The 25,640-nt window shown below is 41.2% G+C and carries 18 protein-coding genes and 2 tRNA genes; 17 read left to right on the top strand and 3 right to left on the bottom strand.

The window, feature by feature from the left end; all coding sequences use genetic code 11:
- Positions 1-331 precede the first annotated feature (331 nt).
- The 14 genes from ABIO93_RS28630 (at position 332) to ABIO93_RS28565 (ending at position 18,865) form a co-directional block, all read left to right on the top strand.
- Positions 332-907 (top strand): hypothetical protein, encoded by a 576-nt coding sequence (locus ABIO93_RS28630; protein WP_348073443.1) that lies wholly within the window; start codon positions 332-334, stop codon positions 905-907.
- Positions 908-996: 89 nt separating this feature from the next.
- Positions 997-1,893, top strand: coding sequence for an SDR family oxidoreductase (locus ABIO93_RS28625; protein ID WP_348073442.1), 897 nt, complete (start codon positions 997-999; stop codon positions 1,891-1,893).
- Positions 1,875-3,017, top strand: coding sequence for a glycosyltransferase (locus tag ABIO93_RS28620; RefSeq protein WP_348073441.1), 1,143 nt, complete (start codon positions 1,875-1,877; stop codon positions 3,015-3,017). The genes ABIO93_RS28625 and ABIO93_RS28620 overlap by 19 nt, the downstream gene beginning before the upstream one ends.
- A gap of 67 nt (positions 3,018-3,084) precedes the next feature.
- A complete protein-coding gene (locus tag ABIO93_RS28615; protein ID WP_348073440.1) occupies positions 3,085-3,909 on the top strand; it encodes a glycosyltransferase family 2 protein in 825 nt (274 codons plus the stop codon).
- 178 nt (positions 3,910-4,087) lie between these two features.
- Positions 4,088-5,065, top strand: coding sequence for an EpsG family protein (locus ABIO93_RS28610; protein WP_348073439.1), 978 nt, complete (start codon positions 4,088-4,090; stop codon positions 5,063-5,065).
- 21 nt (positions 5,066-5,086) lie between these two features.
- Positions 5,087-6,238, top strand: coding sequence for a hypothetical protein (locus tag ABIO93_RS28605; RefSeq protein WP_348073438.1), 1,152 nt, complete (start codon positions 5,087-5,089; stop codon positions 6,236-6,238).
- 224 nt (positions 6,239-6,462) lie between these two features.
- Complete coding sequence (locus ABIO93_RS28600; RefSeq protein WP_348073437.1) at positions 6,463-7,674, top strand: right-handed parallel beta-helix repeat-containing protein; 1,212 nt, start codon at positions 6,463-6,465, stop codon at positions 7,672-7,674.
- Positions 7,675-8,092: 418 nt separating this feature from the next.
- Positions 8,093-10,285: a hypothetical protein gene (locus ABIO93_RS28595; protein WP_348073436.1), complete on the top strand. Its 2,193-nt coding sequence runs from the start codon at positions 8,093-8,095 to the stop codon at positions 10,283-10,285.
- A gap of 258 nt (positions 10,286-10,543) precedes the next feature.
- On the top strand, positions 10,544-11,674 hold the full coding sequence (locus ABIO93_RS28590; RefSeq protein ID WP_348073435.1) for a glycosyltransferase family 4 protein: 1,131 nt from the start codon (positions 10,544-10,546) through the stop codon (positions 11,672-11,674).
- An 86-nt stretch (positions 11,675-11,760) separates the two neighbouring features.
- Positions 11,761-12,846: a glycosyltransferase family 4 protein gene (locus ABIO93_RS28585; RefSeq protein WP_348073434.1), complete on the top strand. Its 1,086-nt coding sequence runs from the start codon at positions 11,761-11,763 to the stop codon at positions 12,844-12,846.
- Between the two features lie 464 nt (positions 12,847-13,310).
- Positions 13,311-14,312 (top strand): sugar transferase, encoded by a 1,002-nt coding sequence (locus ABIO93_RS28580; RefSeq protein ID WP_348073433.1) that lies wholly within the window; start codon positions 13,311-13,313, stop codon positions 14,310-14,312.
- 40 nt (positions 14,313-14,352) lie between these two features.
- Positions 14,353-15,774: a capsule assembly Wzi family protein gene (locus tag ABIO93_RS28575; protein WP_348073432.1), complete on the top strand. Its 1,422-nt coding sequence runs from the start codon at positions 14,353-14,355 to the stop codon at positions 15,772-15,774.
- A gap of 72 nt (positions 15,775-15,846) precedes the next feature.
- Positions 15,847-17,268: a capsule assembly Wzi family protein gene (locus tag ABIO93_RS28570; protein ID WP_348073431.1), complete on the top strand. Its 1,422-nt coding sequence runs from the start codon at positions 15,847-15,849 to the stop codon at positions 17,266-17,268.
- Between the two features lie 109 nt (positions 17,269-17,377).
- Positions 17,378-18,865 carry a capsule assembly Wzi family protein gene (locus ABIO93_RS28565; RefSeq protein ID WP_348073430.1) on the top strand — a complete coding sequence of 496 codons (1,488 nt, stop codon included), beginning with the start codon at positions 17,378-17,380 and terminating at the stop codon, positions 18,863-18,865.
- Positions 18,866-18,870: 5 nt separating this feature from the next.
- On the opposite strand, the gene ABIO93_RS28560 is transcribed toward ABIO93_RS28565, so the two are convergent.
- Positions 18,871-19,260: an HIT family protein gene (locus ABIO93_RS28560; RefSeq protein WP_348073429.1), complete on the bottom strand. Its 390-nt coding sequence runs from the start codon at positions 19,258-19,260 to the stop codon at positions 18,871-18,873.
- A gap of 56 nt (positions 19,261-19,316) precedes the next feature.
- On the opposite strand from ABIO93_RS28560, the gene ABIO93_RS28555 reads away from it, so the two are divergent.
- Positions 19,317-20,027 (top strand): DUF1080 domain-containing protein, encoded by a 711-nt coding sequence (locus ABIO93_RS28555; protein WP_348073428.1) that lies wholly within the window; start codon positions 19,317-19,319, stop codon positions 20,025-20,027.
- On the opposite strand, the gene ABIO93_RS28550 is transcribed toward ABIO93_RS28555, so the two are convergent.
- Together ABIO93_RS28550 and ABIO93_RS28545 are read right to left on the bottom strand one after the other, a co-directional pair.
- Positions 20,022-24,011, bottom strand: a complete 3,990-nt coding sequence (locus ABIO93_RS28550; RefSeq protein WP_348073427.1) for an AAA domain-containing protein — start codon at positions 24,009-24,011, stop codon at positions 20,022-20,024. The genes ABIO93_RS28555 and ABIO93_RS28550 overlap by 6 nt on opposite strands.
- Before the next feature lie 24 nt (positions 24,012-24,035).
- Positions 24,036-25,109 (bottom strand): TerC/Alx family metal homeostasis membrane protein, encoded by a 1,074-nt coding sequence (locus ABIO93_RS28545; protein WP_348073426.1) that lies wholly within the window; start codon positions 25,107-25,109, stop codon positions 24,036-24,038.
- 300 nt (positions 25,110-25,409) lie between these two features.
- On the opposite strand from ABIO93_RS28545, the gene ABIO93_RS28540 reads away from it, so the two are divergent.
- Positions 25,410-25,482, top strand: a tRNA-Gly gene (locus tag ABIO93_RS28540).
- A gap of 71 nt (positions 25,483-25,553) precedes the next feature.
- Positions 25,554-25,639 (top strand) — tRNA-Leu (locus ABIO93_RS28535).
- Position 25,640 lies beyond the last annotated feature (1 nt).

Below are 25,640 nucleotides of genomic sequence, written 5' to 3'. Positions count from 1 at the left end.
ACGAAAAAAAATAGAATCACTTCTTCTAAGCTTTAAAAGGTCTCTTAGCTCAGACCTTGAGACAATTAAGATTTCACAAGGGTTAATTTTAAGTAATCATAACTTGTCCCATAATGTACCGCTGATTTTAGATGATATAAAGAAAAGCGAATTCAAAATATTCTCACAATGGGGTGATGATGGCATCATCAATTTTCTGGTTGGCTATTTAGACATTAAGGACAAAAGATTTGTAGAGTTTGGAGTTGAAAACTATACGGAATGCAATACAAAGTTTCTGTTAATTACCCAGAACTGGCGGGGCCTGATAATGGATGGGTCAAATAAAAACATGACATCTCTTCGAGCCAGTGAGCTATATTGGAAGTTTGACATCAAGGCTATTGATGTGTTCGTAACCGCAGAAAATATTAACTCACTATTAAATGACAACGGTTTTTCAGGAGAAATTGGGATTTTACATATTGATATAGACGGCAACGATTACTGGATTTGGAACGCCGTAACGGTAGCAAATCCGATAATTGTCATAGTTGAATATAACAGTATTTTCGGCTATGACATGCCCTGGACCGTTCCGTATAATCCATCATTTGTAAGGACCCAAGAACATTACTCCAATTTATATTACGGCACGTCGCTGTTATCAATTTGCGATTTGGCAGAAGAAAAAGGATTCCACTTTGTTGGATGTAATTCAAATGGAAATAATGCATACTTTGTTAGAAAGGACTGGATTAAAGGCTTGAAAGTGTTGTCCCCTCAGGAGGGCTACGTCGAGTCCAGGTTTAGAGAATCGAGGGCAGAAGATGGCACGCTGACGTTCATCAATGGCTCCGAGCGGCTGAAATTGCTGCGTGGAAAGAAAATCCATAATACCCGAACAAACTCGCTGGAAGATATTTAACCTTAGAAAAGAGCTATTTATTGATAGCACAGGTTATTGTATTAGAAAACATTCAGTTGTAAGCGTTTAATTTCCTTCATTTGAAAGGCATGAAAGTACTAATAATTGGTTCAAAAGGATTTATCGGAGCACATGTCGCTGACTATTTTAGCTCACTACCCGATACGGAGGTCTTCGAATGTGACGTCATGGTGGACTATGAAAAAGTTAACTATTTTCTCATTGACGCTACTAATTCAGACTATCAGAATATCTTCCAGAACAATCCTTTTGACGTTTGTATCAATTGCTCGGGCGCCGCAAGTGTACCTGATTCCATCAAAAATCCGTTCCGCGATTTCACATTGAACACGTACAACGTTGTGAAAATGCTTGATGCGATCAGAACGAATCAGCCTGGTTGCAAATTCATAAACCTTTCAAGCGCAGCGGTCTACGGTAATCCAACGGAACTTCCTGTTCACGAAAAGCTACCATTGAACCCTATTTCGCCGTACGGAATTCATAAAATGCAAGCCGAGCAAGTTTGCCAAACTTATTCCAGTTTTTACAATATCCCAACATGCTCGCTAAGAATTTTCTCTGCGTACGGTAACGGCCTGAAAAAGCAGCTTTTTTGGGATCTGTATCGCAAGGCTAAAAACAGTGGCGCAATCGAAATGTTCGGAACTGGTAACGAAACAAGGGATTTCATTCACGTGGACGATGTGGTCCGTGCCATTCAATGCTGTATAAGCAATGCCCCGTTCATCGGAGAAGCTATCAATGTAGCTAACGGGGAAGAGATTAAAATTAGCTCAGTTGTAGCTATTTTTCTCTCTCATTTTCAATCGGAGAAGGCAGTGAATTTCAACAATGTTGAGAAAAAAGGAGATCCTCTAAATTGGAAAGCAGATATATCACAATTAAAAACACTTGGGTATTTTCCCACAGTAAGCATAAACCAAGGTTTGGAAAGGTATTTTCTATGGGCAAATCAGATTTAACACGACGTCAGCTAGGATTACTGTTCTATTCATCCAATATGGCTTGGGCTGGGGGAGTTATTTACATACTCAATATCATTCGTGCCCTTAAACTGCTGCCAGATGATAAGAAACCTGAAATTTTGCTTTTTCACTCCTTTGCTTCTCCATTGCAAGAGGTTATTGATATCGATTACCCTTACATAAAATTCCATGAAATACACAGTGCCAATAAGTTCAAAAAGGTTTATTACTTATTGAAAAGACTCCTTACGGGAAAATCTGCATTTATCAAGCTGTTACCAGAACTTGTATATCCTTACAATGAGGATCTATTTCTAGGAAGAACGCCAGTAAATTGGATACCTGACTTTCAGGAATGGTATCTCCCGGAAATGTTCACAGAATCAGATATTAAAAATCGCAAGAGGTATCAACAATCGATAGCAGATAACGCCCAAATAGTAGTATTCAGCAGTCAGGATGCGATGAATGATTTTAATAAGTTCTACCCAAATAATAGTTGTACCGTCAAACTCTTACGCTTCGCCAGCATTCTTCCAAAATTCCAACACTTAGATATCACAAGTTTAAAAGAAAAATATGCCATCGGCCAAACCTACTTTCTGACTCCGAATCAATTTTGGAAACATAAAAATCATAAAATTATTTTGGAGGCGCTGGTTTTATTGAAAAATCAGGACCTGGGCTTTCAAATTGTATTTACAGGAAGTCCAAAAGACTACAGAAATAAAGAGTTTTTTCAGAGTTTAGCAGATTTCATTGAGCTTAACAAAATACAAAAGTGGGTTACATTTTTAGGATTTATTGATAGAGCCGAACAATTAAGTCTGATGCATCATTCCTTGGCTATCATTCAACCCTCCTTATTTGAAGGGTGGAGTACCGTCGTCGAGGATACAAAGGCCTTGAATCAATTTATTATTCTAAGTGACATTCCAGTTCATCGGGAGCAAATAAACGCTAACTGTCGTTTCTTTGACCCTCATTCCGCTGAACAACTTGCTTCTCTAATTGAAGAAACTGTAAGTAAGCATCCGAAAAAAGAATTTATTGACTATACTCAAAATGTCACTGAATTTTCCGAGAATATTTTAAGAGTTGTTAATACTGACATTCAATAAAATGAATCGAGGCTTTTAGTACTCAGTACATTGCAGATAGTAGTAGCTTGTTAATTAATATTTTGTTATGAACCTACTTCCAACAATATCAATAATTACCGTTGTAAGAAATGGGGAGCGGTCTATTGAGCATGCCATAAAAAGTATTATTTCTCAAACCTATAAAAATATTGAGTACATTATAATTGATGGAAAGTCAACGGACGGTACTGTCGAGAAAATCCAAAAATACCACGAAAATATAAATTACTGGATCAGTGAGCCAGATAGTGGCATATATGATGCAATGAACAAAGGAGTTCTGGCTTCCAACGGAGACTGGTTACTTTTTATAAATGCAGATGATCATTTAGTCAGTGCGACGAGCATAGAAGAGGCCGTTTCCTACCTCACTACTTGCGAAAAGTCAATCGCGTATGGCAAAATAAATTTTACTTATCCCAATGGATCCGTCGCATCGTATGGTTCTGAATGGAATGATCTAAAGTACCGATTTCGGAACGTTGCGGCGTGTATACCTCATCAGGCTACTTTTCACGCCAAGGCACTATTTGCAGGTCAGTATTTTGACACCTCCTTCCGAATTGCGGGAGACTATGACTTCCTTCTAAGGCATTTAAAAGACCATGATGCTTGTTTTATTCCAGTAACAGTAACTAATATGGACGGAGGAGGTATAAGTGCTACTGTTAGCAAGATAGATTTGCTCAAGGATACGCGAAAGGCACAAATTAAAAACAATATGTATAGGTTCTCGCCCTCGATTTCGTGGTATATTTCCGCCATTAAGCTACTAGTAGTGGATTCAATAATACGGACAATTGGCATCCGCGGAAAAGATAAAATCAGAGATTTTTTTCGTTTTAGCAAGCCTCGGACACTTTCGATATAACTGTAATGCGATACGCCAAATTTAACCAGCAACTATCATTAATCTAAACCATCAATACGCTACTCAATTTCTTTAAGGCATAATGTTTCCATATCTAGCAGTTTATTCATTCTTTCTCATTTTCGGGCTGTTTGATTTATTCATTTCAGATCGAAAAAAGGTTATTACAGTTTCCCTTATGACTTTTTTAGGGGTTACCATGATTATTTTTGCTGGAATGAGATGGAATACCGGTACTGACTGGGGGTCCTACCGCTCCTATTTCACATCGATCGAACGAAGGCAATGGGGAGGTTCTGGCATGGAGATTGGATACGAAATAATCGTCAGATTCTTCAAGATGTTTATCAGCTCGGATCAAACACCATTTTTGTTTTTTTGCTCCATCTTCATTATTGGCTTTACCTACCCTACAGTATACAAGCATAGCCCCTTCCCATTATTCACTTTGTTTCTATTAATTTCCTACAGTCTGGTAGGCAGTGGCTTTGGGGTTAGGCAAGATCTTTCCATTGCACTTACACTTTACTCCATTACCTTTATCAAGGAGAGATCATTTTACAAATATGCAGTTATAGTATTTATTGCTGCCCTGATACATAATTCGGCAGTTATATTTTTTCCGGCTTACTATATATATCTCTTTAAATGGAATACCGCCAAATTTCTTATTATTTCGGCAGTTGTTATAGCATTCATATTTTTGTCCGGCACATTAATGCAAACGTTTGGAGCGCTTGTGGCTGAAAGAAAAGCGGAGCACTATCTTGAAATGGGTATGGATCAATTCGAAAATCCTTATGTTGCGCTTATGAAAGGCCTTTCAGGACGGCTCCTGTTTCTATCGATATGTGTATGGTTCGTTAATTATAAAACAGGTGAAAACAAGTACTACAACGGCCTTTTTAATTTGTACGTTTTTGGCATTATATTGTATGCAATATTTTCTCCGATAAATTTAATATTTAGCAGACTCGCCAGACCTTATGATATTTTTCAAATTTTGATAATTCCTCTCGCCTATTTTCAAGCCAAAAGGATATATAAAATATTCATCGTTGTAATTATTGTTGCATTTTCAATCTTGAAATTCTCAACAATTATAAGAAATGACGACGGAGTGAATATTCCGTACAAAAGTGCGCTTAGTAGGTAAATCGTTTTAATATTTATAATAATGATATATGTAGCCGATGTTTCTTCCACTGGTTCCCAGCACGAACAATTTAACTCAGCATTTATTCATATTTTAAATAGCACAACTGGTCAGAATTCAACTACTTTTTTCACTGATGAGACACATGGTGCTGTTGTACAAAAGAACGGTGCTGGCCTGAAATTAGAGAACATCACCATATACAACAAGCGAGGAGGCATTAAAGAATTTGTTAGAGCCTATTTTCAGTACAAAAACTTAGTAGAAATACTTAAAAAAGTTCGTAAAGAAAATAACCCTGGTACCCTATATGTCCTGCTTATTCATCCATTTGCGCACTTTCTTTTCAAACAATTCGGGTCTGCGGGGCCAGACATCGCATTCGTACTGCACGGAGAATTAGAATCTATTAAATTCAACAAGCATTTCGTCAATAAAATTTGGGGATGGTTCTTGAAAAAAGCCCTCACAAAAAAAAGAGCTGATGTAAAGTATATCATTCTCGGAGAAAGTATATATCGGAATCTAGTAAAGGTTCTTCCAGTATTTTTGTCTCAGCCGTCTATTATTCTCGATCACCCATACCCATTTACTACAAATCCAGCCAAATCAAAGGTTAGTAGCAAGATAGTATTCTCCTCTTTCGGTGTAGCAACTGTATCAAAAAACACTCAATATATTTTCGATGTAGCATTAAAAATACAGCAATTAAACCTTCTTCATCTTTGCAAATTTAATATCATAGGCCAGGTCTACAAGAACATGACGCCCTATTTAAATGATGCCGTCGATTACAAAAAGAATTTTGCTCAATTTACTCGTGTTGAGTTAAATCCTTTAATGTCTGAATCGGATTTTGCGGTATTCTATTATGATAATGCAAACTACTCGCTCTGTGCTAGCGGTGCGTTTTGGGATGCCATTAACGCAGAAGTACCGCTTTTGTACGTTCACAACGACTATTTTGATCACTATGCTGCAATTGTCGGTGATATAGGAGTCGCATTCGATAACCCTATCGAATTGAATGAATTTATTATATCTATAGTAAAAAATAGCAATATTGGAAACGAGTATAGTCATTTTTTGGAAAACATACGAAGCTTGAAATATGATTATATGAAACGAGAAAATCTTTTGAAGCAACTACATCCACTAGCCAGGGAGGTATAAATTTAATAATGCTTGTCCGCCTTCGTATCAGGACGATTTAACCCTTCCATCTGACAATCAATCATCCAAATCAGATGATACCAACTGTCATTATAATGTCATTTGACCTGCCGCAATTGTGAAACATCGCTATGACTGTTCAATAAACAAACCAAAAGCTACGTTTCAGTTGGATAGAAGGCATAGCAGTTGTCTTCGCAATTTTGAGCTTAACCACTAATGCTATGATGACTAGACGTCCCTTTTTTCTGCCGATCCTAGTTCTATCCTTGTTTTTCTACGGAAATGTCGTGGGAGCCGACAGAGAAAAAATGCTTCGCGATAGTACGATCAAATACGGGGTCAATATAGAACCCTACCTGAAGAGCCTCAACAATAATAAAATCGTTGAGGGATTCAACTACTCGCCACACATCAACAAGTTTTTGAAAGAACACAAATACGTAAAGTTCCCTGCATACCTATTAACCGTTGGTATCGACGACTCTTTTCCCGGCTACAAAAGTCACATAGTAGTAAGTTCAGGTAATCGCATATATTTCCCGAAAGGAAGTTCGCTGGTGTGTCCTGCTGACTTGAAAACGAATGGCTACATGGTGTTCATTGCGTGGAACGTGCGTGATGTATTCATCGATGGCATCAATCTAACCGGCGGTAAGGCCAACCCTGGATACGTCACGTCTCCCTATGGAGCAGGGATTGCCATGTATGCACCCACTAATGTCCTCATATCCAACGCAACTATAAAAAAGAACACTGGTGACGGACTGACTGTCAGAACGCAATGGGGAAAACAATGTGAGAATATTACCATTAACAAAGCTGTCATTCTAAATTCAACACGCGTAGGCATGTTGGTTACCGGAATAAACAACGGCGTCTTCAGAAATATCTACATTGAAGGAACGGGGGAAAAAGTAAAAGAAAAAATTGTCAAACCGCAAACCGGTTTATCCTTTGAACCCAATGATTGTACAAGCAAATATATCAATTGCAGATTCTACAATCTGGAAACAAAAAACAATCTGGGCCCAGTCGTTGCCACGACAAACTTTTACAACATATTCGTTAAGAATACCTGCGGAGTCAACAAAATTGATATTAAAATAAATAATTGGAAGGATTTTAGTGATGACCCTGCATGCTACGGAGCGTCATTTGATGTCGCCTGTGGGGACATGCAACCTTATGATACCAAGGATTTATCAGGGACATTTGAAATAATCAATCCTACTCTGATCAGAAACATCAAGGACAATTATTATTTTTTTCACGGCCAGGAGGAAAAGCGTAAGGGTGGTGTGGTTTACAAAATATCTAACCTTAAACTTATTCACCAGGGAGTTACCTATACCAATAAGAATAAAGAAAAATACAAAAAAATACAAGAAATTCTCAATAGCGCAAATACCAGTAATAAGATTTTAATAAGGTAGCGTCCACCTTGCAAAAACGCTAATGTAGCAGCACAGAGTCTTTCCTGTGCAACATTATGCCTGGTAAATGATCGCCCATCCAACATTACCCCTTTCTTAATAGTAATTCTTCCTCTCTGGTTCTTTTGACCACTTTCAATATTAGCAGCCGCAGTAGCGAATGCGAAACGAAAGTGCGCCTATCTCTCTGCCCCGCAATTTCCCTAAACGAGGCTCTTGGCATCTGTGCCCTACTTACAGAGGCAAAAATAACTTTATTGGTATTTTGTATAATTTTTTCATATACCTTTGACGAAGTTCTACGTCAACTATGGCAGTTTTTATAGATATTTATTATAGAATTAATTCTATAATATTATTGTCTTATAAAATGTCCTTAGGTGTAGATAGGCTATAACTTACACTAATATTTAAACTTGTGAAGACTCTATCAAATCACCTGGCACTCTTTTGTTTGCTTTTTTATTCATTGTCCTTTCCTGGCCATTGTAGCCCCAAAATCGACCCCATCAAGTTTACGCTTAGTACTAATGCTACACAAATTTCGCTTAATGAGGAATTTCAAATAGATATAAGGGCAAGCTACCTCTATATTCCATCGAATACGGCTTTTGTCTTTGAAGGGGCCAATGCTTTTCGTTTAAAACTTATTTTACCCGATGGATTTGAACAAACTGGTGGCGATTTCAGTGACTTCACGGGTGCTGAGTTATCGTCGGTAAAACCATATATAGCATACACAGTAAAGGGCAAGTTCACCAAAGATCAAGGTGACGGTATTTTCCAACTTCTTCGAAGTCATAAAGGCGCCGACAATCAAAGCACCTACGTCCAGGTATCAACCCTGTCTTTTAAGACCGACGACCATGAAAACGTAAATGATAATGGCAGTTCAGCGCGAATTTCGATACTACCAACCCCTGGGTATGTCCCTTATATGAGCATAAGCCAACTAAGAGCTGGGCTTGCAGATACGGCCAGGGCGGTATTTATAACTGATAATGGCAAGTACGGGATGTTCAGATACAATGCTGCATCCAGCTCGGCTGATGATGGTGCAATGACGATCGTGTCTTCTGCCCGCCGCTTTGAGCGTGTATACGAAGGAGCGATAAACGTTAATTGGTTTGGAGTAGTCGCAGACGGCGTCACGGATCAGACAGCGCTCATACAACCGATCTTGAACAATGTGAAATATCGGAATATTTTTTTCCCGAGAGCCACCGCTTCTTACCGGATAAGAACTTTACGAATCCCAAGCAACAGCACATTAACATTCGAAGAAGGCACTGTGGTTGAAGGAACGGGAACATTGGGAACCAGTGAAAAACTGATGTATATGTATGATGTGGATAATATCATCATCAGAGGATATGGAGTGATTTTTAAAGACCATAGAGAAAATTATACATCCGGCCAATGGAGACATATTTTTTCCTTAGAAGGGGTCTCCAATGCGGTTATTGAGGGAATGGCTGCTAATAATAGTGGTGGTGATGGGTTTTACATTGGCGCAGGAAGCGTTCGCAAAGTAAGTGAAAACATAAAAATCATTAATGTCAGTGCTGATAACAACAGAAGGACAGGGCTAGCGCTCACGACCGGCAAAAATATTGACATTATTAATGTAGTACTATCCAACACCAATGGAGAAGGCCCCCAGGCGGGCATGAATTTGGAACCCAATGGTACTGACAACCGACTTGAAGGAATACGAATCGAAAATCCCAGAACCAGCAATAATGTAGGCCCTGGAGTAATGATAGGCCCTGGCACCCTGGCATCGACAGACCGAGTTGTAGATGTGGTGGTCTCGAACCATCTGGATGACGGAAGCATCTACGGCTTCCTGGTAACGTCAGTTAAAGGTCCTTTGCCCGGATCCATTAATATAGAAAACCCGACCTGGAAAAACTCTAAGCTATGTGGATTTGTTTCAAGAAACTGGGGATCTAGGGCTTGTGCCGTTATGGTTAATAATCCTACCGTTATTAATTGCAATACAAATGCCAGTACATCGCCAACCGCCGGAGCTGCCTTCTACATTCACAGGGAAGCCGCTGACGCTGGGGATTCTAATATTGGCAACATCCATATAATAAATCCCAAAATTCTGGATATGAGAACTCCGCAACTCATTCGGAGGGCCTTTAGTTACAGAGACTGGAATGGCATCAACAAAATTCTTAATTGCAGCATTATTGATCCGGTTGCAGTTGGCAATTTCTTCGTGAACAGCAGCATGATTGTAAATACAGAATTAGTAATTTCCGACAAATACGATGCCCTGATTCATGATTTTGGCACAGGCAACAGCATTATGGATTACACGTATTACAAACATTTATATACCAATCAAAGCTCCACAGCAGACCGTAATTTAACATTGGGGAAAGTTAATGGTGGTTTCCCCGAAATAACCATTGAAATAAGATCACCCTATTATATTAATATCATTCCGAATGCAACAGACAACATTGTGCCTCTTGCTAGCGCAAATGGTAAATACATCCGGAGTAACGTAGTTGGAAATAAGATTACGCTGAGAAAGAACCTAGATAATAGCTGGTTTATTAAAGAAATGATAGGTACCTGGACAGTTCAACCCTGATAAGACACTTAATAAAAACAGAAAAAGCTCTCGTAATCTCTGATTACAGAGCTTTTTCTGTTTTTAAACATGTAAATACGACCGGGAAATTATTTCCATCAGAGAAACCTTCAAAATTGGATGCAATGCCGTATTTTTGGCCGTCAACACCAAAACACACTGACTATGAAGATTCTTACTTCTCAACTTTGTTTGGAGTCACGATCAATACCTGGGTTGGAGACATTATCTAGTATGCACTAACCCAGTACCTAAGGAATGATCCATAAAAACATTCTTCTCCTTGCTCACGATGGGGAAGATTTTTATAATGCCAGAATGCCTTTTGCGCGTTTTTTGAGAAAAGAGGGGTTCGAGGTCTTTGTGCTGTTGCCGAAAGACGATTACACCAACCTGATAGCGGAAGAAGGTATCATAGTAGAACATTCAAGCCTCGAAAGGGATAATAAGAACCCGCTGAATCTGTTCAAAACCCTTCTGGAAGTCAGAAGTTTTAGCAAGAAAAATAATATTGATCTGGTTCATTCTTTCAAATTTGTACCAAACCTGATCAATTCTTTTTCTAATGTACTCACTAAAAGAAATGTAGTATTGCACATTGCGGGTCTGGGTATTGCATTTGCTAATTCCGAACCTAAATACAGGATTCTGAAATTTTTATCCCAGATTTTATTTTTCATCCAATTTCTGAGGGCTGATCTGGTCATTATACAGAACCCGGACGACTTTGATGATTTTCTGTTCAAAGAAAGTTTTCGGCATAAAATCAAGTTAGTGAAAGGCAGCGGAGTCAATATTACCAAGTTCTCCCCTGCTGAAATACGACCTGGCGAAAGCAAATCGCGAAAGTTGACCTTTTTGTGTACGACCAGACTAATATGGGAAAAAGGAATAAGGGAAATGGTGGAGGCCTTTGAGTCATTACCGCCTTCTTTAGCCCAGAGTATTCAGTTAAACATCATTGGCGAACCAGATGACAAAAATCCCAGAACCGTCAGTAGAGAGTACATCGACCGTTATAAGTCAAGCAATCTCATTCATTTCCTGGGACGCCAGAACAATGTCCAGGAGTATTTACGGAAGTCTGACATTTTTATTCTCCCCAGTTATTACCGCGAAGGGATTCCAAGAAGTATATTAGAGGCATTATCATGCGGCCTGCCGGTTATAACCACTAATGTCCCGGGCTGCAACCTGACCGTGATATCAGACAAGAACGGTTTGATGATTGAACCCCGATCGGTGACGACAATTGCCTCGGCAGTTCAGGATTTGCTTTCCAGGAAGGGCAGCTGGCGCCAAATGGGTGAATTCAGCAGAGAATTAGCAATTCAGGAGTTCTCAGAGAATAAAGTATTTAGTGAAATTGTTAAATTGTATCGCTCGTGAAGATTTTGACATTTAATGAGCGGAATTTCAACATGATCTAAAATCAGGATTTATGGTTGTTTACACGCATTGCGCACTATAATCGAATGGGACGAAAAAGGCTATTATATATTCTGCACAATGTACAAATCGGTGGAGTAGAAGTGGCCCTCCTTTCGGCAATACCAGACTTGAACAGAAAATATGATCTCAGAGTTTTGGCTCTGGGAAGAGTAGACGATCAGATCATCTCGAATCTGACCGAAGACGAAAAAAGTGTCTTTTACTCGTTCGATTTCAAACCATACCTCTACCCTTTTCGGGTTACCCAACTTCTCAATTTTATTGCAGATTTCAATCCAGATCTGATGATATGCTCACTCTGGCGGGCATCATTGCTTGGAACGATCGCAAAGCAATTCCACAAAAAAATATGTTTTGTATCGTTTATACACAGTTCCGGATTTGCGCATGCACTGGATCGCTTCTTTTCTGTCCTAGCCATCAGCAAAGCAGATAAAATCCTGACAGATTCGGAAGCAACTTCAAAATTCGTAACATCCAATTTCCTGCCTAAGGCACCAGTTCACGTTATTTCGTTCTGTACCAACCCTTCGCCCGATCAAAATCTGATTGCGCCGTTGAATCCGCATGAAATACGTTTGCTGTTTCTTGGAAGGCTTAACAAAGTTAAAAACCTCACGCTTACCGTAGAAGCTATTGCAGACCTCCGATCCAGGAACATGAACGTCACCCTGGACATTTATGGCAAAGACGATGGCGAGCGTAGTATTTTGGAGAAGCAGATCGAAGCGCTCGCCCTGAATGACTTTGTTCATTTCAAAGGCGAGGTATACGCCGCAGAAAAGCTGAAAATCTTTAAACAGTATAATTTTCTGATACAACTGAGTTCGCGGGAAGGCATGGCCATGAGTGTTGCGGAGGCTATGCAACATGGGTTAGTATGCATTGTCACGCCCGTAGGTGAAATTCCTAACTACGCCACGGACATGGAAACAGCAATCTTTATAGACGTTTCAAACAAAGAAAAATGGGAGCAATCTCTCGATAAAGTAGAGCGTGTAATCCATGTCGACGGCATCTATGAGCAAATCAGCAGTGCCTGTTATGAAAAATTCAAACATGTAAAAACCTATTCTGATTCACTCATTGACGAATTGGAAACGCTGTAATTTGTAAGTACAGTTGAACGTTTTGCGTATACACTATACGGACGTACTTATACTACCGGCTTAAAATTAATTAGGTTCGTCCTCATTTCAGCGTTCCAATGGCCAGGTAATGAAATAAACAGCATTTTTTCCTCTATCTCACAAACTTTTTCCAAGAGCAGACGACAGACCCAAGTCAAGTATTGATCATAAAACTTTTATCACCAATACTTTGCATTATGATGCTTTGAGCAGCTTAGTGACACATTTACCAAACATTATTTTGCTCGAATGCGCCGTGCCGATCTCATGACTAACAGATGATAAAGAAGGCGATATCGGCCTAATATTCACATAGTTTGATTTTTTCATGATAAATATGATAAAAACAACATCGGTAAATTTCTTTTTTGAAAGTTTATTCATAAACTTGTGATTCGTAACACACAGCTATCTTTTCTTTACTATTTCTAGAATACACACATATGAGAAACACTTACGTCTCTGATCGCAGGTATGTCCACCGGCTTTTAAGCAAAACTGCAGTTTCAGAAGAGGTTTTAATTGTAACGAGTTATGATTACTTCCTTCAGAAATATGATCTGGCTTTGTTATTAAAGAGGTACAAAGAGATTATCCTGATTCCCCATTCCGATGATGATGATTATCTTCTTAATCACACGGTAAGGCCATTACTTGACAAGTTTGAGAAGATACACCTGGTCACCAATCCCCAATTCGACAAAAGGAACAGGGTTATATATGAGCTGGTTGTCAGAAAAAATAAATCCATTAGAATAACCACTGTATACGATTTTTGCGAGAAAAGTCTAAAAAAAGTGTACATTCCTGATGATGTTTCAGAAATCAATCCTAATCTTCTGAACATGCCTTCCTTTGGCAGACGGGTGCGGTATCCTAAAAAGATCATTGATGTTACGATTTCGATCATTCTCTTTCTTGTCACCTTCCCTATTTGGATACTCAGTTACTTCAGAATAAAATTGCAATCTCCGGGTCCTGTATTTTTCTATCAGGAACGTGTCGGAATGGATAATAAGTCATTTCATTGCATTAAATTCCGGTCAATGGGCCTTGATGCTGAGCAGAATGGCGCTTCGTTTTCAAAAAAGAATGATTCCAGAACATTCTCTTACGGTTCATTCATGCGGCAAAGTCGCATTGATGAGCTCCCGCAGCTGATCAATATTTTTAAAAGAGACATTTCGTTAATCGGTCCCCGCCCGGAAAGGCAGGTGTTCACTGAAACCTTTGATGAAATTATCCCTTACTACAACATGCGGCATAATATCAAGCCGGGAATCACAGGCTACGCTCAGGTAATGTACACCTACGGCGCTGGTGTATATGACGCACGTCACAAATTGATGTATGATCTGTATTACATTAAGAATTGGAACCTGTTTTTGGAATTAAAAATAATTCTCTTGACAGCCGTGGTCATTTTTGGCAAGAAAGGTAGGTAGCGCATTTCCGGGGTATATCTGAATCATTTACAAATGCTGAATGAGGAAATATTTCTATCTGTTACTAGGTCTAGTAACATGTTACTCCAACGCATACCCTCAGGATTCCACGCTCTTCTATTCTGCTACCCTGTTGGGCGCAGCTTCCACGCCTGATAGCCCTTTTTGGATCAATGCAAATTCGTATGGTGCCATTCCTTACAAAGGATCATTCCTATCCGCCAAAGCTAGCATTCATAAAATATATAATCCAAATAATCCGCGCTTCTTTCAATGGAGCGGCGGAATAGAAGGTATAGCAAATGCCGGCAAACAGTCGTCCATTTTCTTCACTGACCTCTTTATAGCAGGAAAAGCAGGACCAGTTGAACTAAGCATTGGTCAACGAAAGGAATTTATCGGATTAGCCGACAGCCTCTTGACCACAGGCTCAATCGCAATGTCTGCCAACTACCGTCCTTATCCCAAAATCCAAATTTCAACGCCGCAATTTGTAAACATCATCCCGGGAAATGACATCTTTACTTTCAAATTTTCCTATTCAGATGGATTACTCGGCTCAGCAGGGGTACATTACGGCAATGTTACCAATGTGCCGGAGATCTATCTGCATCAGAAATCTCTGTATTTAAAGTTAGGAAAGCGGCGGCACAAGCTCAATCTATATGCAGGTTTTAACCATCAGGCGATCTGGGGAGGTGAAGATAAAATATTCACAGGCGGACTGAAAAAAGCCGAAGCCTACGAATATGTAATTCTGGGAAAATCTTGGCTATCGAGCAGAGTAGGAAATCACCTGGGCACAATTGACATCGGTGCAGAATGGAAAGGTCGTGACTGGACGCTGTTTGTGTATCGCCAGAGCATATACGAGGATGGCTCGCTGGCTAATCTTTCGAATGTCGCCGATGGTTTGAATGGAATTCGGTTCAAAAGGAAAGATCAAAGAGAAAAGGACCCAGGGTTGACATTGAATACCATATTGTTTGAATTTGTTTACACGAAGAATCAGGGAGGGGCTGTGTTCGATTTTAACACAGGAACTTTCGGCCAGGATAATTATTTCAATCATTATGTATACAACCAGGGATGGTCGTACAAAGGCCGAACCCTTGGCACCCCATTGATTGCGCCTCAAAACGTGATCAGGAAAAACCTGACTGACTTGGGCACATCGTACACAGTGAATAATCAAATCATCGCCTACCATTTGGGTGCTGATGTTTCATGGAAAAAAATCAACTTCCTCTTCAAAGGTACTTACTCAATGAACTTCGGAACTTACAAGAACGAATATGACCCTTACCTGCATCAAACCGCACTTTTAATTAGGGCAGAGACAGTAATTTTTAATAAAAAAACAGACCATTTGAGTGTAGCTTTGGCCACAGACATCGGACAATTTTATCCTAATAACGCAGCGATTATGCTGGGATGGCGGAAATCCGGTTTTATCAAATAACTTTGGTAAAATTGAGTATTAGTCAACGGATGAGAAACTTCTAGAACGTCAATGCCCCTCCCAACTTTTCGGATGCGAGTCTGTCTTATTATTTTCATTCTATGTCTCGCGTTACAGACTCACGCTCAGGACTCTACTGTATTTTACAAAGCATCCGTCACCGTTGCAGGTGCTACGGCTCGGACACCATTCTGGCAACACGCCAACCAAAATGGAAGCGTACCAATGGATGGCAACTATGCATTGGGAAATGTCGGACTGTATAAAATCTACAATCCAAATAATCCGCGGTTTTTTCAATGGCGTGGAGGAGTAGAAGCCATCGGAAGCTATGGCAAATCTGGCAGGGCATTTCTTTCTGACGCCTTTGTCGCAGGAAAAGCAGGAATTATTGAAATTCTGGCAGGCCAACATAAGAATGTTATCGGTCTCATGGATACCACACTAACCTCAGGTTCCTTATCAGTTGCCGGAAACGCCAGACCACATCCCCGACTACAAATTTCTATTTCGGATTATTTCCCGTTATATGCGACCAATAATTTCGTTGCCCTGAAATTTTCTTACTCCGATGGATTTCTGGGTGGAAGCAACATTAATTACGGCAGTAGCAAACACGTTTCAAAGACCTATTTGCATCAAAAGTCATTGTATTTCCGATTCGGACAAAAAACGGATCGGTTCCATATCTATACCGGGATCAATCACCAGGCTATCTGGGGAGGCGAGGACAAAATACTGCCTTTGTACGATTTGCAACCACCCAAAGCATACTGGTATACCGTCTCTGGCAAAACATTCGAACACCGAAAAATCGGTACGCATTTCGGGACCATAGACCTGGCGGGCGAATGGACAGGAAAATCCTGGTCGTTCTTTGTCTATCGGCAAAATATCTTTGAAACGGGCTCTTTATTCAAAGCCATCAATTTTGAGGACGGGCTAAATGGTCTGAGCGTCAAGCGAGTAAAACCATTACCTGCCGGATCCACCTATTTTGCGTTCCATTCCTTTCTGCTGGAAGTGGTCGGCACACAAAACCAAATCAACAATTCGCCGCTTTCAGGGTTGGCATTGTACGAGCGGGGAAACTACTACAACAGCTACATTTATCAAAGAGGCTCGTCCTATTATGGGAACGGAATTGGCACACCATTAGCCTCCGCAACTAACAATACAAATGGTGATTTACCAAGAAATGCTAGTGAATTTACAAATAATAACCGCTTCTGGGCGTTTCATACAGGTCTGACTGCAACCTGGCTAAACACAAAATTGACATTCAAAGGCACTTATTCCCGTAACTCAGGAACATTCCTCAGTCCCTACAACGCTGTTAAGCAACAGGCATCTTTGTTTCTGAGTGTCGAGAAAAGTTTAAAATTATTGAAGGGATGCAGTATTTATTCAAGCATATCATCCGATATTGGCGAACTATATCCTAATTCATCCGGACTGGCGCTTGGCATTCGAAAAAGCGGCTTCCTGGATTAGCCAACAGGCTGGTATCACTTTTAAGCACAATATGAATAGCGAAAAGTTATACTTATTTTTGTTGGTTAGGCTACATTATACACATTACGAAACAGTTTGAGGGCGCGTTATGAGATTTTTAAATTTCCTTATCTTAATTCTATTCGTTGTCCCCTTGGCTGGCTTCGCTCAATCTGAGTCGGGGCAAACTGAAATTTATACTGACTCCACCACCAATTTTGTAGAAGTTGCAGGCTACGGAAGCTCCAACGGCCACACTCCGTTCTGGCTTCAAACCAATCAGTTTGGAACAGTTCCTGTACTGGGTCCTTTGGGTAGTGTTCGCGCCGGTCTTGAACATTACTGGCCATTGTCAGCCAATAGCAACCGAAATGTATGGCGCGTGGGCGTGGGCGCAGAGGCCGTCGGAAATTTCAGCCAAACAAATAACAAAGTCCTTTTTCCTCAATTACACGCCACGCTGCGTTATAAAAACTGGGAATTATATGTCGGCAGAAAAAAACAGTGGGTAGGGCTAGCCGACTCGACCATTGGTTCCGGCTCCTACGCCTGGTCCGGGAATGCACTGCCAATTCCAAAAATCTACCTCGGAACAACCCGTTTTGTTTCAGTTCCATTTACCAAGAACTGGATTTCCTTTCAAGCATTTTATTCCGACGGCTTATTTGAAAGCCATCGGCCTGTGACCAGCGGATTGAAATTTCATCAAAAAGCATTCTATCTGCGCATTGGAAAAGCGCACTCCCTATTAAAATTATACGGAGGCTTTAACCATCAGGTACAGTGGGGAGGAAAATCAAAATACCTTACTGCCGAAGATGGTAAACTTCCGGACGGTATATCAAATTATTTCCATGCTGTAATCGGAAGCATCGGAGGAACAGGACCGGATATTACGCATTTTGATAGCACCAGCCGCATTGGAAACCACCTTGGCTCCATTGACCTGGCATTAGAGGTGGAAACATACGAAAGCAGTATTTTTCTTTATCGACAATTTGTATACGAGGACGGGTCATTATTTTATCTGACGACACTTTCCGACGGGTTATATGGCGCAAGGGTCAGAAAAAAGAATTCTTACGGTGCCAACTTTGAAATAACAGAGGGAGTTTTTGAAGTGCTTTTCACCAAAAATCAAGGTGGTGATGTTTTTATCATTGGAAATGGGAAGTTTCGGGGCCACGATGATTATTTCAACAATCAGCAGGTACGAGATGGGTGGTCCTATTACGACCGCACGATTGGCACGCCGTTTATCACGCCTACTTCTGAATCAAGCTGGAAATGGCCTTTGTACGCCGATAACTTCACTAATAACAATAGAGTACTGCTCTACCATCTTGGTCTGAAGGGCACGCTGTTCAGAAAAATTCAGTGGCAAACTAAATTCTCGTATTCCAATAACTCAGGAACCTATAAGCAACGTTTCGACGGATCTCCAAAACAATTTTCCGGCCTGATCTCGATGCAAACCAAGCTTGATATACTGGGTGGAATGACGCTGAAAGGTGCATACGCAGCTGACATTGGCGACTTGTACCGCAAAACCTACGGCTTCACACTCGGTCTGAGAAAGGATTTCTCCTTTTACTGATCCGGCTAAAAGCTGGCTCGTATTTTTTCAGCCAACGAAGCCAGTTCTTCCTGTGATATCTTTATTTTTCTGCTAAAATCCGCGTCTGACATGCTATTGAGCGGGAGCAAATGCACGTGCGCATGAGGAACTTCCAATCCTATCACACTTACACCTATCCGCAAACAAGGGACGGTTCTTTCCAGAGCCGGAACAATGTTTTTAGCAAAAAGGAATAAACCGCTATATAATTCATTGTCCAGATCGAAGAGGTAATCAATTTCTTTTTTTGGAATAACCAGTGTATGTCCCAGAGCTATCGGAAACGCATCCAGAAAAGCCAGGTAGTCTTCATTCTCGGCGATTTTGTGACAAGGAATCTCTCCGTTAACGATTTTTGAAAATATAGATGCCATGAAAATGTGGGTTAAAGTACTTAATATTGCGATCCAAAACTTTTAACAAATAAGACATGAATTGTACAAAATGGCAAGCTTTCGGCAAAGCATCTGTTATCGCATTGATTACTTTGGCTTTAACCGGAAGTAACGCAGAGGCACAGAATAAAGGAAAATGGGTTAGCCTGTTTGATGGTAAAAGCCTGAATGGCTGGCATAGCTGGCAGTCCGACAAAGTTCTGCCTCAATGGAAAATCGAAGATAATGCGATCGTACTGGCAGAAAAAGGAGGAAAAGATCTTGTAACTGATAAAGAATATGGCGATTTCGAACTTGAATTGGAATGGAAGATTGCCGAAGGTGGTAACAGCGGTATCATCTACCATGTAATTGAAGATAAAAAATATTGCTGCCCATACTCAACCGGCCCTGAAATTCAGGTTTTGGATGACGTAAAGCACCCCGACTCAAAGGCCGGTAAAAATGGCAACCACAAATCAGGCTCGCTATATGACATGCTTCCTCCAACGGACCTAACGGTTGTAAAACCAGCAGGACAATGGAACAAAGCAAAGATCGTCATCAAAGGAGGCCATGGCGAAAGCTGGCTGAATGGCAAAAAAGTGGTTGACTTTCCAGCTGCGGGCCCTGAATTTCAAAAATTGGTCGCAGATAGCAAATTCAAAACCTGGGAAGGCTTTGGCGCATCTTCCAAAGGAAAAATTGCCTTGCAGGACCACGGAGACAAAGTTTCTTACAGAAATATCCGCATCAAAGAATTATAATATATCCTGGTTCAGTGAATCTGACCAAAATTCGCGGCTGTAAACGCGCCTGAAAGGCCAGTTTTTCAGCTGCAAAAGAAGGGGTAAATAAGCGTGGGGTTCTTTGGATGACTTACTGTGGTGATACAGATCGTCGTCCGTCAGTATCAAACCTTTATATACCCCTTCTTCTTTTACTGTCAGATCGCCAAATGGGAGCTCTTTCTGATATCCATTTTGCAAATTCAACAGACGGTCTTTAAGTAACCAATCCGTTCTGAACTGCCTTGTCAGAACCGGAGCTGGCTGAAATTTACCTTCTGAAACCTCCAATGCATATTCCAGGTAAGCTTTCAACATCTTAGGCCCCGCATTAGCAGTTTGTTCAGTTTGCAATTGCGATGGCCAAAGACTGGTCACAAAGTAAATGCGCTCCCTCGCCCTGGTAACCGCCACATTCAGCCTGTTTTCGCCACCCTGCATATTCAGGCTGCCAAATTGCATCGAGAGCTTTCCTTTTTCATCAGGTGCATAACCCATCGAGAATATGATAATGTCCCGCTCGTCTCCCTGTACATTTTCAATATTCTTGACAAATAAATCCCTGGCTTCGACCCCATCTCTTTCCAGCCCGTCCTGAATGGCTTGCTGCTGATAAAAATTGAATGTGACCACGCCAAGGCTTTTGCCGGTTTCACTCAAATCTTTCACCAGTTCAATAACCTTTTCAATCTCGACCAGGTTCATGTTATTTTTCCAGACACCTTCGGTTTTAATGTACTGTATGCCAGGCTCGTTTTCATTGATTTTTCTGAAATCTGGCAGCAGTTTCAATGTGTCCTTATAAAAATTTCGGTTAGAAAAATCGATAAGATCCAGTGAAAGGCTCCGGTAATGTCCGGTAAGCTGGTACTGGTCCAGCGATTGAGCTGCAAGATCCAGTAAAGACTCTATTTCCAATGCCGCAGAATATTCTTCCTCCTCCGCTTTGTCGTCAAAGCGGATCTTATAAAGGTCACTGGGCGAAAGTTGCTTGCTATCCCCCGTCACTACTACCTGCCGACCCCGAAACGCAGCGGGTAGCCCATACTCAGCGTAACATTGAGAAGCTTCATCAAAAATAACAAGATCAAAAAGCGCCTCTTGCATAGGAAAAATAGCAGAAACCGCTTCCGGAGAAGCCATCCAGCAAGGAACCAATGAAAACACTTCCTCTGTATAACTTTCCATCAGTTTCCTGATTGGCCATATTTTACGCTTTTTAGTGACCTGATGCCCCAGTTCCCTGTAAGTTACCCGATTCCCCAGCCTATTTTTTTCAATGTCCTGATAGGTAGCCTCACGCAATTTAATGCCAGTAATGTCGCTGCTCAGTTTTTGCTTTACCAAAATACTTTGCTGCAACTGCTCTTCCCACTGCTTCATTTTAAGCGAAGTCACTGAGCGCAAATGAGGATATTTTGTTTCAATGTGTTCAATCCAGGCCAGTTTGACACTGTTTTCAAACAGGCCAACCATTTCTCCCGAACTGCTCAATTTAAGTTTTCCGCTCTCATCTGCAACCAATTTCGTTACCGACTGCTCGGCCACGGACATTTCTTTCCACAACCAGTCCATATCCGCGAGGGAATCGAAATCTTTCCGTAATGATTGAAGTAGCGCCTGGCTGTATTCTTCCGGTTCGGCAATTAAATGCTGGATCTGTTCACGCAACAAAAATGGCGAAATAGCCTGCTCAATGCGATCCCATGCTTCCAGCCAGTGAACCAAATTTTCTAAAACTGACTTGAACCCATTCAAATCTGAGTCAGAAGCGATCCTTACCAACATTCGAAACCACGGCTCCCATGTTGCCCTTACGACTGCGTCAGCAGCGGCCTCAGCCTTTTGAAAAAACAGGACGAAATGCTGTTCCGGCGTTGGCGCGAGCGTATCTAAAATCTCAGCCTCAACACCCAGACTCTTGTTGCTTAGCCAACTTTCCAGTTCCTTTCTGTTCCGTACTTTTAGTTCAAGCTTAACCAAATCGTCGAGTGATATACCGAGATCATTGGCAGCAGCAACCCTTTCAATTTCTTTCTTCTCTTTACTAAACATACCCCACCAAAGCCCTGAAACTGCCGATTGCTTTGATTCTATTGATTTTTGAAGTGATAATGCAAATGGTGAGAGCTGACTGCCCTCCAGAGAAAATTCAATGCCATCTTCGGCCAGAAAACCTTCCAAAGCATCGGTCGTTTGTCTGATGAAAGCCAACCTCTCATGGCCATTGAAAGAAGACTGAATGTATTTTGTAAATAACGACCAGGTAGCGTGATCCTGAACGAGACCGTTAATGTCATTCAGGCGTTCCAGAATTTCCTTTCGATTTTGGATAAAATCCTGTGAAAATGGTTGCCTGGTCAGCTTTTCAAATTGTTCTTTTTGCTGATAAAATGCCCGCGGCCAGTCGGAAAGCATGCTTTCCATGCTCCTCAATTCAGCAATGCCAAAATCCGCAAAACTCCTTCGCTTAGCCCATGCATGATCCGAACCGAGGTGAATGGTGTATTCGCTGAATGCTTTGAAACATCTTCGGAAACTATCCCATGTATCCAGCCGGAAAAACCGGTACTGATCCTTCAAATCGACCTGAGACGCCGTTTGATCGCTAGTAAGATACAATTCCTTAATACTTACCCCACATTCGCTCTCATCAAATAATGCCTTACGAAAAGCGTCCAGATCATTGACAGTTCGATCGATCGCACGACTTTCCTGAGTAAATTCCCGTTCCAGAAAAACTGCGTCCAGACTGTAATTTTGTTGCTTATATGCCTCGACCTTTTCTATCTGAGAAGCAAGCTGCCGATAAAGCTCGGCACGGTCATTCTTGAAGTCGTGAATCAGGCCTACGAAATCGTTCATACCGATCGTTGCCAGCCTTTGATATACTACGTCCAGGGCCGCTCGCTTCTGGCATACCAGCAGCACACGTTTACCCCTGGAAGCAAAATCGGCCATTAAATTGCAGATTAGCTGCGACTTCCCACTGCCCGGAGGGCCTTGTACTACGACAGATTTTCCCGATTTCACTGCCTGAATAATCTCTTCCTGGGATTCATCGATGGCAAATGGTGTTAAGGTCTCTTCCTCCTTTACATGGCGACTAGGTACAGACGGCGCGGCCAGATCGTCAGTAGCGTCAATCTCTTCAACTTCTTCGCTGATTAGAGGAATCGAAAATGGCTTTTCGGCAAAGGCTTCCAACAAACTATTGTAATCTGGAACCAGGTACGACCCGGCCTGCGGAAAAATCCCCAGAACTGCCTCCGGGAACAATTTGAGTTCACCATTTCGCTCACTAACAGCCAGTTCCGAGCTTTTCTCGGAACTGAATGCTGCTAATTTATCTTCAAAAAGTTGTTGGTTAAAATTGATTTTGAATGGCGTAGTTTTCAGCCACTCATACAGCTGAGTCCGGAATTCCAGAAAATCTTTTGAAAAGTCTTCGAACGATTTTTCGAGTACCTCGTCGGAAATGACCGACTCATTGAAATGCGCATAGGCCAGCGCAAAACTTTGATTTAGTGTAATATTACCTTCCTCCCGCTCAAACAGGCACCATTGTTCCTTGTCCATTTTGAGCGTAACCGGGAAAAACAGCAGCGGAGCATGAATGGGTGTCCCATCGGAAAGTTTTCCTTTGACAAAAGGGTACCCTACATATAAGTCCTGGGAGCCTCGCTCCTCTTCAATGAATCGTTCGGTTCTGCCAATTTTCCTGATCCGCTTGCTTACCTCATTGACTTTTTCATAGCGCGCATCGATGACGTCGCAAAGTGCAATGCGGTTCTTTCCCTGAACCAGTTGTTTGACCAGATTCACAGCCGGCTTTTCCAGAAGGAAATCCGTATCATTTAAATCAAGGAATTGCTCAGCTGATAATGTTGTGAGCAACAACGACTTATTACGCGTACTGAGGTTTGTAAGGCGTTTTAGGTAGGCTTTGAGAATGCGGTTCATAGATACTCAAACGATCCTTTACACCTAACTATTGGATAAAGCTTTTTCCTCTTCCAATTTCTTTTCCGGGAAAACGACCGAGGCCAATATACTGACGGCCAGGATCCCAAGTATCACGTATAATGAATACACGGTCTCGAATCCGACAGATTCTAACCAGGTATGCGCCAGCATTTTACCACCAATGAACACCAGCAACACGCCCAGTCCATATTTGAGGAATCGGAACAATCCCATGATGTTGCTCAAAAAGAAAAACATCGAACGAAGGCCCATGATCGCGAATATGTTGGAGAAGAAAACCACATAAGGGTCTTTTGTCACTGAAAACACGGCCGGCACTGAATCAACTGCAAAAATAAGGTCTGTAAATTCTACGATGAGCACCACTACAAACAACGGTGTCACCAGCCATTTGCCTTTTTTCAATACAAAGAAATGCTCCCTCACATATCTTGGAAAAACGGGCAGGTACTTGGCTGTAAACTTCACCACGGGATGCTTGGCAGGGTCAATTTTTTCATCCTCACCGCCTTCAAAGAATATCTTACCACCCTGATAAACCAACAGTAACCCGAAGATGTAAATGATCCATTCAAAACGCTGCATTAAAGCAGATCCAAGGAAGATAAAGATAAAGCGCATGACGATCGCGCCCAAAACGCCCCAGAAGAGCACTTTTTTATAATATTTCGGTCTAACACCGAAAGAAGAGAAGATCAGAATAATGACAAAAATATTATCAACAGACAAGGCATATTCAAGCAGGTAACCTGTGATGAATTCCAGGGACATATTTTTCCTGTATATTTCCAGGCTTGCTTCAAAATTGCCCGGTACCAGCTGTAAATGGGGTGCGAATTTGTTTTTGATCGTTTCCAGATCGGAATAGTTGTTCATTCCGTGGACCAAATCCCCATGCGTGTTGATGATCACATAAAATACGAGTGCAAGTACAATCCACGCAATGGTCCAGGATGCGGCCTCTCCGAATTTCACAACATGGTCTTTTTTATTAAAAACGCCAAGGTCTAACAGGAGCATTACGCTGATCACCAATATAAACCCTCCAAAAAACAGTACCTCGTTAGAAAACATGAAAAAACTTATTATAATTAAAATAAAACGTTCAGGAAGTTAAAGATTCGGGCGAATCTGCCTCTAATCTAATCATTATCCCCTTGCAGGAGGCAAAGGTAAGCAAAATATAAAGCGGGAAGATTAAATAGGACGGGCGGCGAAAACCCAGTTTGATCAAAAGAATTTATGAGCTAGTAGGCCTTGATTTACAATTTGTTAATAAAAAGGTGAAGTTTTTTTATCAAATATTTCATATAAAAACTTGCGTCCAATGGGTCGGCTGCATACATTTGCACCACGATAATCAAAATCGGTTATGCGAAAGTAGCTCAGCTGGTAGAGCGCGACCTTGCCAAGGTCGAGGTCGCGGGTTCGAACCCCGTCTTTCGCTCAGAAGATAAAGCACCGGAAACGGTGCTTTTTTTCTCATAGGTACCAAAAGTTTCCCAACAAATGGTTAATGCCGGGGTGGTGGAACTGGTAGACACGCAGGACTTAAAATCCTGTGAGCCGAAACGCTCGTACGGGTTCGATTCCCGTCCCCGGTAC

This window comes from Dyadobacter sp. (genome assembly GCF_039919315.1).
Lineage (GTDB): Bacteria > Bacteroidota > Bacteroidia > Cytophagales > Spirosomataceae > Dyadobacter.
This window is presented reverse-complemented; position numbering and strand designations above follow the sequence as displayed.